The 9,214-nt window shown below is 52.7% G+C and carries 6 protein-coding genes and 4 pseudogenes; 7 read left to right on the top strand and 3 right to left on the bottom strand.

What is annotated here, in order from left to right:
- The 6 genes and pseudogenes from BFF42_RS05410 to ybdG all read left to right on the top strand — a co-directional run.
- Positions 1-160: pseudogene (locus BFF42_RS05410) on the top strand (IS4 family transposase); the annotation flags it as partial.
- A pseudogene (locus tag BFF42_RS26880) lies at positions 161-337 on the top strand (YbdK family carboxylate-amine ligase); the annotation flags it as partial.
- Positions 338-402: 65 nt separating this feature from the next.
- Entirely contained in the window at positions 403-651 is a 249-nt protein-coding gene (locus BFF42_RS05405) for a DUF1158 domain-containing protein (RefSeq protein ID WP_000682518.1), read from the top strand.
- A 64-nt stretch (positions 652-715) separates the two neighbouring features.
- The gene (locus tag BFF42_RS05400; RefSeq protein ID WP_000360949.1) at positions 716-1,084 is read left to right on the top strand and encodes an MmcQ/YjbR family DNA-binding protein; all 369 of its coding nucleotides are present in this window, start codon (positions 716-718) and stop codon (positions 1,082-1,084) included.
- Positions 1,085-1,177: 93 nt separating this feature from the next.
- Positions 1,178-1,831 carry an oxygen-insensitive NAD(P)H nitroreductase gene (gene nfsB / locus BFF42_RS05395; protein WP_000351459.1) on the top strand — a complete coding sequence of 218 codons (654 nt, stop codon included), beginning with the start codon at positions 1,178-1,180 and terminating at the stop codon, positions 1,829-1,831.
- 107 nt (positions 1,832-1,938) lie between these two features.
- A complete protein-coding gene (gene ybdG, locus BFF42_RS05390) occupies positions 1,939-3,186 on the top strand; it encodes a mechanosensitive ion channel YbdG (RefSeq protein ID WP_001153160.1) in 1,248 nt (415 codons plus the stop codon).
- Positions 3,187-3,253: 67 nt separating this feature from the next.
- On the opposite strand, the gene pheP is transcribed toward ybdG, so the two are convergent.
- The 3 genes and pseudogenes from pheP to cusB all read right to left on the bottom strand — a co-directional run.
- Positions 3,254-4,630, bottom strand: coding sequence for a phenylalanine transporter (pheP, locus tag BFF42_RS05385; protein WP_000786305.1), 1,377 nt, complete (start codon positions 4,628-4,630; stop codon positions 3,254-3,256).
- A gap of 101 nt (positions 4,631-4,731) precedes the next feature.
- A pseudogene (gene cusA / locus BFF42_RS05380) lies at positions 4,732-7,875 on the bottom strand (Cu(+)/Ag(+) efflux RND transporter permease subunit CusA).
- An 11-nt stretch (positions 7,876-7,886) separates the two neighbouring features.
- Positions 7,887-8,999 (bottom strand): annotated as a pseudogene (cusB, locus tag BFF42_RS05375) (Cu(+)/Ag(+) efflux RND transporter periplasmic adaptor subunit CusB); the annotation flags it as partial.
- Positions 9,000-9,055: 56 nt separating this feature from the next.
- Here cusB and BFF42_RS05370 point away from each other — a divergent pair.
- The coding region (locus BFF42_RS05370) for an IS1 family transposase (protein WP_032277379.1) at positions 9,056-9,214 on the top strand (159 nt) is incomplete at its 3' end.

The following is a 9,214-nucleotide window of genomic DNA, read 5'->3' as shown; positions in this document are numbered from 1 at the left end:
CGCTTCACCGGGACGTATACCGGAGCTGATGCGCGATCTTGCAAGTATGGGACAACTTGTGAAATTACCGACGAGAAGGGGAAGGGCCTTCCCGAGAGTGGTAAAGGAGAGGCCCTGGAAATACCCCACAGCCCCGAAAAAGAGCCAGTCAGTTGCTTAACTGACTGGCATTACCCCTTCCGCACATAAAATTGGTGCATCGAGCGCGATTGAGGCCCTGCATCGCCAGGTCGTCAGCGGTCTGAATGAAGCGCAGCTGATGCGCGATTTCGTCGCCGATGGTGGCTCGCTGATTGGGCTGGTGAAAAAGCATTGTGAGATCTGGGCCGGTGACTAAGTAGGGAATTGCCTTACAGAAGAATATCCCTGACAATGGTGTTTTAACTTACATTTAACAATGTTATGAAACACCCTTTAGAAACCTTGACTACCGCAGCAGGCATTTTGCTGATGGCTTTCCTCTCTTGCCTGCTGCTGCCCGCCCCCGCACTGGGGCTGACGCTGGCACAAAAACTGGTGACCATGTTCCATCTGATGGATCTTAGCCAGCTTTACACTTTATTGTTTTGTCTGTGGTTTTTAGTGCTGGGCGCTATTGAGTATTTTGTTCTGCGCTTTATCTGGCGACGCTGGTTCTCGCTGGCGGATTAAACGTCGATTATCGCCGTACTTCGCGGCATACTTTGCTTATTCTCCTTCGCCTAAAGGAACGTTTATGGATAAGCAATCACTGCACGAAACGGCGAAACGCCTGGCCCTTGAGTTACCCTTTGTCGAGCTTTGCTGGCCTTTTGGCCCGGAGTTCGATGTTTTTAAAATTGGCGGCAAAATTTTTATGCTGTCGTCGGAGCTGCGCGGCGTCCCCTTTATCAATCTGAAGTCCGATCCACAAAAATCCCTGTTAAATCAGCAGATATACCCGAGCATTAAGCCAGGGTATCACATGAATAAAAAGCACTGGATTTCGGTGTATCCCGGCGAGGAAATCTCCGAAGCGTTACTTCGCGATCTGATCAACGATTCGTGGAATCTGGTGGTTGATGGTCTGGCTAAACGCGATCAAAAAAGAGTGCGTCTAGGCTAAAGCGGAAATCTATAGCGCATTTTTCTCGCTTACCATTTCTCGTTGAACCCTGTAATCTGCTGGCACGCAAAATTACTTTCACATGGAGTCTTTATGGATATCATTTCTGTCGCCTTAAAGCGTCATTCCACTAAGGCATTTGATGCCAGTAAAAAACTTACCCCGGAACAGGCCGAGCAGATCAAAACTCTCCTGCAATACAGCCCATCCAGCACCAACTCCCAGCCGTGGCATTTTATTGTTGCCAGCACGGAAGAAGGTAAAGCGCGTGTTGCCAAATCCGCTGCCGGTAATTATATGTTCAACGAACGTAAAATACTTGATGCCTCGCACGTCGTGGTGTTCTGTGCAAAAACCGCGATGGTCGATGCCTGGCTGAAGCTGGTTGTTGACCAGGAAGATGCTGATGGCCGCTTTGCCACGCCGGAAGCGAAAGCCGCGAACGATAAAGGTCGCAAGTTCTTCGCTGATATGCACCGTAAAGATCTGCATGATGATGCAGAGTGGATGGCAAAACAGGTTTATCTCAACGTCGGTAACTTCCTGCTCGGCGTGGCGGCTCTGGGTCTGGACGCGGTACCCATCGAAGGTTTTGACGCCGCCATCCTCGATGCAGAATTTGGTCTGAAAGAGAAAGGCTACACCAGTCTGGTGGTTGTTCCGGTAGGTCATCACAGCGTTGAAGATTTTAACGCTACGCTGCCGAAATCTCGTCTGCCGCAAAACATCACCTTAACCGAAGTGTAATTCTCTCTTGCCGGGCATCTGCCCGGCTATTTCCCCTCAGATTCTCCTGATTTGCATAACCCTGTTTCAGCCGTCATCATAGGCTGCTGTTGTATAAAGGAGACGTTATGCAGGATTTAATATCCCAGGTTGGGGATTTAGCGGGTATTGAGATCGATCACACCACCTCGATGGTGATGATTTTCGGTATTATTTTTCTGACCGCCGTCGTGGTGCATATTATTTTGCATTGGGTGGTACTGCGGACCTTCGAAAAACGTGCCATCGCCAGTTCACGGCTTTGGTTGCAAATCATTACCCAGAATAAACTCTTCCACCGTTTAGCTTTTACCCTGCAGGGGATTATCGTCAATATTCAGGCGGTATTCTGGCTGCAAAAAGGCACCGAAGCGGCAGATATTCTGACTACCTGCGCGCAGTTGTGGATCATGATGTATGCGCTGCTTTCAGTCTTCTCGTTGCTGGATGTTATTTTGAATCTGGCGCAGAAATTCCCGGCGGCATCTCAGTTACCGCTGAAAGGGATATTTCAGGGGATTAAACTGATCGGCGCAATCCTGGTCGGCATTTTGATGATCTCGCTGCTGATTGGTCAGTCGCCAGCGATTCTGATCAGCGGTCTTGGTGCAATGGCTGCCGTGCTGATGTTGGTATTTAAAGATCCGATTCTTGGTCTGGTGGCAGGTATTCAGCTTTCCGCGAACGATATGCTGAAACTGGGCGACTGGCTGGAGATGCCGAAATACGGCGCGGATGGCGCGGTGATCGATATTGGGTTAACCACCGTCAAAGTGCGTAACTGGGACAATACCATTACCACTATTCCCACCTGGTCTCTGGTTTCTGACTCCTTTAAAAACTGGAGCGGGATGTCAGCATCTGGCGGGCGACGTATTAAGCGCAGTATCAGTATTGATGTCACCAGTATTCGTTTTCTTGATGAAGACGAAATGCAACGTCTGAATAAAGCGCACTTGTTAAAACCTTATTTAACCAGCCGCCATCAGGAAATTAATGAGTGGAATCGCCAGCAAGGTTCTACGGAGTCGATATTAAACCTGCGCCGAATGACCAATATTGGAACCTTTCGTGCCTATCTGAACGAATATCTGCGTAACCATCCGCGGATTCGTAAAGATATGACCTTAATGGTACGCCAACTGGCTCCAGGTGATAACGGTTTACCGCTCGAGATCTACGCGTTTACCAACACCGTGGTGTGGCTGGAATATGAAAGCATTCAGGCTGATATATTCGATCACATATTTGCGATTGTCGAAGAGTTTGGTCTGCGACTTCATCAGTCGCCAGCCGGCAATGATATTCGCTCTCTGGCGGGTGCATTTAAGCAGTAATTAAAAAAACCGCTCTCATCGAATGGATGAGAGCGGACATCGTTTTGTCGGATGTAGCGTGAATGCCTTATTTCCGACGCAGCGTTTTAAATGCCACAAACAGGAATACAATCCACACCGGCAGCAGGATCGCTGACAAGCGCATATCATCCATCGTGCACATCAGCAGCAAAATCATGCCGAGGAAGGCAATGCAAAGATAGTTGCCGAACGGATAAAGCAGCGCCTTAAACTGTGTTTCACGTCCCTGACGTCGCATCGCCGCGCGAAAACGCAGATGCGCCAGGCAGATCATAATCCAGTTCAACAGCAGCGTTGCTACCACCAGCGCCATCAGCAGACCAAACGCTTTTTGCGGCAGCAGATAGTTGATTAACACCACCAGCGAAGTGATCGCTCCGGAAAGCATCAGCGAGTTAATCGGCACGCCGCGATGGCTGACGCGAGTCAAAAACTTCGGCGCATTACCCTGCACAGAAAGGCCAAACAGCATGCGGCTGTTAGAGTAAACCCCGCTGTTATACACTGACAGCGATGCTACCAGAATGACGAAGTTCAGCGCAGAAGCTACCTCGTTGCTGTCGAGATTATGGAAAATCATCACAAACGGGCTACTGTTGGATTTCACTTCCACCCACGGATAGAGCGCCAGTAAAACCACCAGTGAACCGATGTAAAACAGCAGGATGCGATACACCACCTGATTTACCGCTTTTGGAATGCTTTTTTCCGGATCGCGCGCTTCAGCGGCAGTAATCCCAATCAGCTCCAGACCGCCGAAGGAGAACATAATTACCGCCAGCGACAAAATCAGCCCATTCCAGCCGGTGGCGAAGAAACCACCGTAGCACCAGAGGTTGTCGATACTGGCTTTCTCGCCGCCGTGACCAGAAAACAGCAGCCACAGGCCAAAGCCGATCATACCGATGATTGCCAGCACTTTAATCAACGCAAACCAGAACTCGGTTTCGCCATATAAGCGCACGTTCACCAGGTTAACGGCGTTGATGATAATAAAGAAGGCGGCAGCCCAAATCCACGTTGGAACATCCGGGAACCAGTACTGCATATAGATGCCCGCAGCGGTCAGCTCTGCCATTCCCACCAGCACGAACATTACCCAGTAGTTCCAGCCAGAGAGGAAGCCCGCAAACGGTCCCCAGTATTTATAGGCAAAGTGGGCAAATGAACCGGATACCGGCTCTTCGACCACCATCTCGCCGAGCTGGCGCATAATCAGGAAAGCGATGATCCCGGCGACGCCGTAGCCCAGCAATACAGCCGGACCCGCCATCTGAATCGCCGGGCCAATGCCAAGAAACAGACCAGTACCAATTGCGCCACCCAGCGCAATCAGTTGAATATGACGGTTATGTAATCCGCGATGAAGCGTCGGCTCTTGATTCGACGCAGTATCTTCCGATACGGTTGACGCGTTTTTCACGCCTTTCCCCTGTGTGTCTTTTTTGTTGAGGGGCACCTTTTAACATTTAGTGCCCATCGTCGCAAGACACAATCCACACGGTTAAACGGGGTATCCTGCTTTTATTTCCGTACCCGATGTCGGTGCAGCCACATCAGCTTATACGCCGCCGGGATAATAAACAGCGACAGCAAAGGCGCGGTGATCATGCCGCCAATCATCGGTGCGGCAATCCGGCTCATCACCTCTGAACCAGCCCCCGTTCCCCACAGAATCGGCAGCAGACCGGCGATAATCACCGCCACCGTCATCGCTTTCGGGCGCACGCGCAGTACCGCGCCGTGATACAACGCCTCATCCAGCTTCTGCTCACTGAATGTTTGCGGATTATTCAACGACGGCTCGGCCTCTATGGCGTGACGTAAATACATCAGCATCACCACGCCAAATTCGGCGGCGCCCCCGGCAAGGGCAATAAAACCGGTGCCCGTTGCCACAGAAAGATGAAAGCCCATCCACCACAGCAACCAGATGCCGCCCACCAGCGCAAACGGTACGCTGCTGATAATCAGCAACGCTTCGCCCACCCGACGGAATGCCAGATACAACAGCACGAAGATGATCATCAGTGTCATCGGCACCATGAGTTTCAGCTTATGGTTGGCGCGCTCCAGTAGCTCGAACTGCCCGGAGAATGCCACGCTGGTGCCCGGTTTTAACTGCACTTTTTCAACTATCGCTTTTTGCAAATCGTGAACCACCGACACCATGTCACGATCGCGGGCATCGATATAAATCCAGCTCGTCGGGCGCGCATTCTCGGTTTTCAGCATCGACGGTCCGGTAGAGACTTTAACGTCGGCCACGTCTGCCAGGGTGATTTGCTGCTTCATCGGCGTCAGGATCGGTAGCTGGCGCAGTGCCTGCGGGCTATCGCGCCAGCTTTGCGGATAACGCAGATTAATGGGATAACGGGCAATCCCTTCCACCGTTTCGCCAACCATCGCCCCGCCCACCGCAGAAGTCACAAACAACTGCACATCCGCCACCGTCATACCGTAACGCGCGGCTTTTTCACGGTTAATCTCAACGTTGATATAGCGCCCACCTTCCAGACGCTCGGCAAGCGCAGAAGCCACGCCTGGCACCGTTCGCGCTACTTCTTCAATTTGCTCAGCCATCGCGTCGATATCCGCCAGCACAGTGCCGGAAACTTTAATGCCGATGGGGCTTTTAATGCCGGTTGAGAGCATATCGATACGGTTACGAATTGGCGGCACCCACAGATTCGCCAGCCCCGGCAGCCGCACGGTGTTATCCAGTCCCTCAATGATTTTGTCCATCGTCATGCCAGGCCGCCACTGATCCTGCGGCTTAAGCTGGATGGTCGTTTCAACCATCTCGAGCGGAGCAGAATCGGTGGCGGTTTCCGCTTTCCCGGTTTTGCCAAATACCCGCGCCACTTCAGGTACGCTCATAATTAGCTTGTCGGTTTTTTGCAGCATACTCGCCGCCTCTGCTGCGGAAATCCCCGGCAGCGTCGATGGCATATACAACAAGTCGCCTTCATTGATCTGCGGTAAAAATTCCCCGCCAACTTTATTGAGCGGCCAGAGAACCGTCAGCACCGAAAGCGCTGCCACCAACAGCGTGGTTTTCGGCCAGTGCAGTACTTTCAGCAATAGAGGATGATAAACACGAATCAAAAAGCGATTGAGCGGGTTACTGCTTTCCGGCGGAATTTTGCCACGGATCCAGTAACCCATCAGGATCGGGATCACTACGATCGCCAGCAGCGCCGCACCCGCCATCGCATACGTTTTGGTGAACGCCAGCGGGCCAAACAGACGCCCTTCTTGCCCTTCCAGGGTGAAGATTGGAATAAACGACAGCGTGATAATCAGCAGACTGATAAACAGCGCCGGCCCCACTTCAACAGATGCATCGGTAATCACCTGCCAGCGCGTTTTATTATCCAGCGTGGCGTCAGGATGCTGGTGCTGCCACTCTTCCAGCCGTTTATGCGCATTCTCGATCATGACGATAGCAGCATCGACCATCGCCCCGACGGCAATCGCAATGCCACCCAACGACATAATATTGGCATTCAGTCCCTGGAAGTGCATGACAATAAAAGCAATACACAACCCCAGCGGCAACGAAATAATCGCCACCAGCGCCGAGCGCACATGCCAGAGAAACAGCGCACAGACTACCGCCACCACAATAAACTCTTCCAGCAACTTGCCGCTGAGGTTGTCGATGGCGCGGTCAATGAGCTGACTGCGATCGTATGTTGTAACTATCTCCACGCCTTCCGGCAGACTACTTTTCAGCGTTTCCAGTTTGTCCTTCACGGCGGCGATCACTTCTCGGGCGTTTTTGCCGGAGCGCAGGATCACCACCCCGCCCGCCACTTCGCCTTCGCCGTTCAGTTCGGCAATGCCCCGGCGCATCTCCGGGCCAACCTGGACCTTCGCAACATCGCGCAGATAAACGGGCACGCCATTTTCACTGGCTTTTAAAACGATGTGATTAAAGTCGTCGAGCGTTTGCAGATAGCCGCTGGCGCGCACCATATATTCCGCTTCCGCCAGTTCGATCGACGAACCGCCCGCTTCCTAGTTTGAAGCATCCAGCGCGCTTTTTACTTCGGCGAGACTGATGCCATACTGCGCCAGGCGCTGGGGATCGATAACCACCTGATACTCTTTCACCACACCGCCCACCGACGCCACTTCCGCAACGTCAGGGATGGTTTTCAGCTCATATTTGAGAAACCAGTCCTGTAATGAGCGTAAATCGGCCAGATCGTGCTTACCGCTGCGATCCACCAGTGCATATTCATAGATCCAGCCAACACCCGTGGCATCTGGCCCCAGCTCGGCGCTGACTCCCGCAGGCAGCTTACCCTGTACCTGGTTGAGGTACTCCAGCACCCGCGAACGCGCCCAGTACGGATCGGTACCATCTTCGAAAATGACATACACATAAGAGTCGCCAAACTGCGAGAAACCACGCACAGTCTTCGCGCCAGGCACCGACAACATGGTGGTGGTTAGCGGATAAGTCACCTGATTTTCAACGATTTGCGGTGCCTGCCCGGGATAGCTGGTTTTAATAATCACCTGCACATCGGAGAGATCCGGCAGCGCATCCACTGGCGTATTAATGATGGTCCAGGTGCCCCAGATGCTAAGAAACAACGCGCCCATCAGCACCAAAAAACGGTTCGCCACCGAGCGACGAATAATCCATTCAATCATTGGTTATTCCCTCAATGCGCATGGGTAGCACTTTCAGAGCGCATCCGCTCCAGTGCGCCAGAAATATTGGCTTCGGAATCAATCAGGAAAAGGCCGCTGGAAACCACCTTTTCACCTTCCGCCAGACCAGAGCGTAATGCGGTGACACCTTGCGATGCCTGGAAAACGGCAACGCGTTTCGGTACAAAGCGCCCGTCGGCATCAATGGTAATCACCCGCTGTTCGCTACCGGTATCAATCAGCCCTTGTGACGGAATGAGCAGCATCGGTTCGCTGGCGGTATTGAGTTGCAACCAGGCGTTCATGCCCGGTTTTAGCGCCTCGTCGGCGTTGTCGACTTCCAGACGCAGCTGCAGCGTGCAGGTCGCGGCATCCACGCCGGGTAGCAGCGTCCATTTGCGGATGGTGAGTGTTTTATCCGGTCGTGCCGGAACGGTGAGCGTAAACTGCGAGGCATCTTTCACCAGCCAGGCGATAGACTCCGGGATCGCAGCAGTGACCCACACCGGGTCCATACCCTGAATTTTCGCTACCACGTTATCTTTGGCGATATTCATTCCCGCGCGCAGATCAAACGCGGTGATCACGCCATCAATGGGCGCTTTGAGCGTAAAGCGAGTCTGGATTTTTTGCGTGGCGATCAGGCGGCGAATATCCGCCTCCGGCATTCCCGCCAGTCGCAGCCGCTCAAGAATGCCTTCAGTCTGGGTCGCCGTACCGCCGGTTTCGCGCAGCAGTAAATACTCACTCTGCGCTTCCACCCAGTCAGGAATGGTCAGGTCGAGAAGCGGTGTGCCCTTTTGTACTTTATCGCCCACGGTAAGCGGATACACCTTGTCGATAAACCCGGCAGCGCGAGCCTGCACAATGGCATACTGATACTCGTTGTAACTGACATTCGCCGGGAAACTCTGGGCAAAAGTCAGCGGTCCGCGCGTGACGGTAGCCGTTTTCACCCCCAGATTCTGCGTCTGAGTCGGGTCAATGCGCACACCAGACGCAGAACTCTCTTCATCGGCATATTTCGGCACCAGATCCATATCCATAAACGGCGATTTACCTGGTTTATCGAACCGCGTATTGGGGTACATCGGGTCGTACCAGAATAAGATTTTACGTTCTGCGGGTAATGCTGCCAACTTACTGATTTAGTGTATGATGGTGATTTTAAGGTGCTTGCGTGGCTTCCATTTCCATCAGATGTCCTTCCTGCTCCGCTACTGAAGGCGTGGTGCGTAACGGCAAAAGCACTGCCGGACATCAGCGCTATCTCTGCTCTCATTGCCGTAAAACATGGCAACTACAGTTCACTTACACCGCCTCTCAGCCCGGTACGCAC

Source organism: Shigella sp. FC1661, assembly GCF_001712525.1.
Lineage (GTDB): Bacteria > Pseudomonadota > Gammaproteobacteria > Enterobacterales > Enterobacteriaceae > Escherichia > Escherichia coli.
Note: the sequence above shows the minus strand (reverse complement) of the source record. Positions and strands in the feature narration are given on the sequence as shown.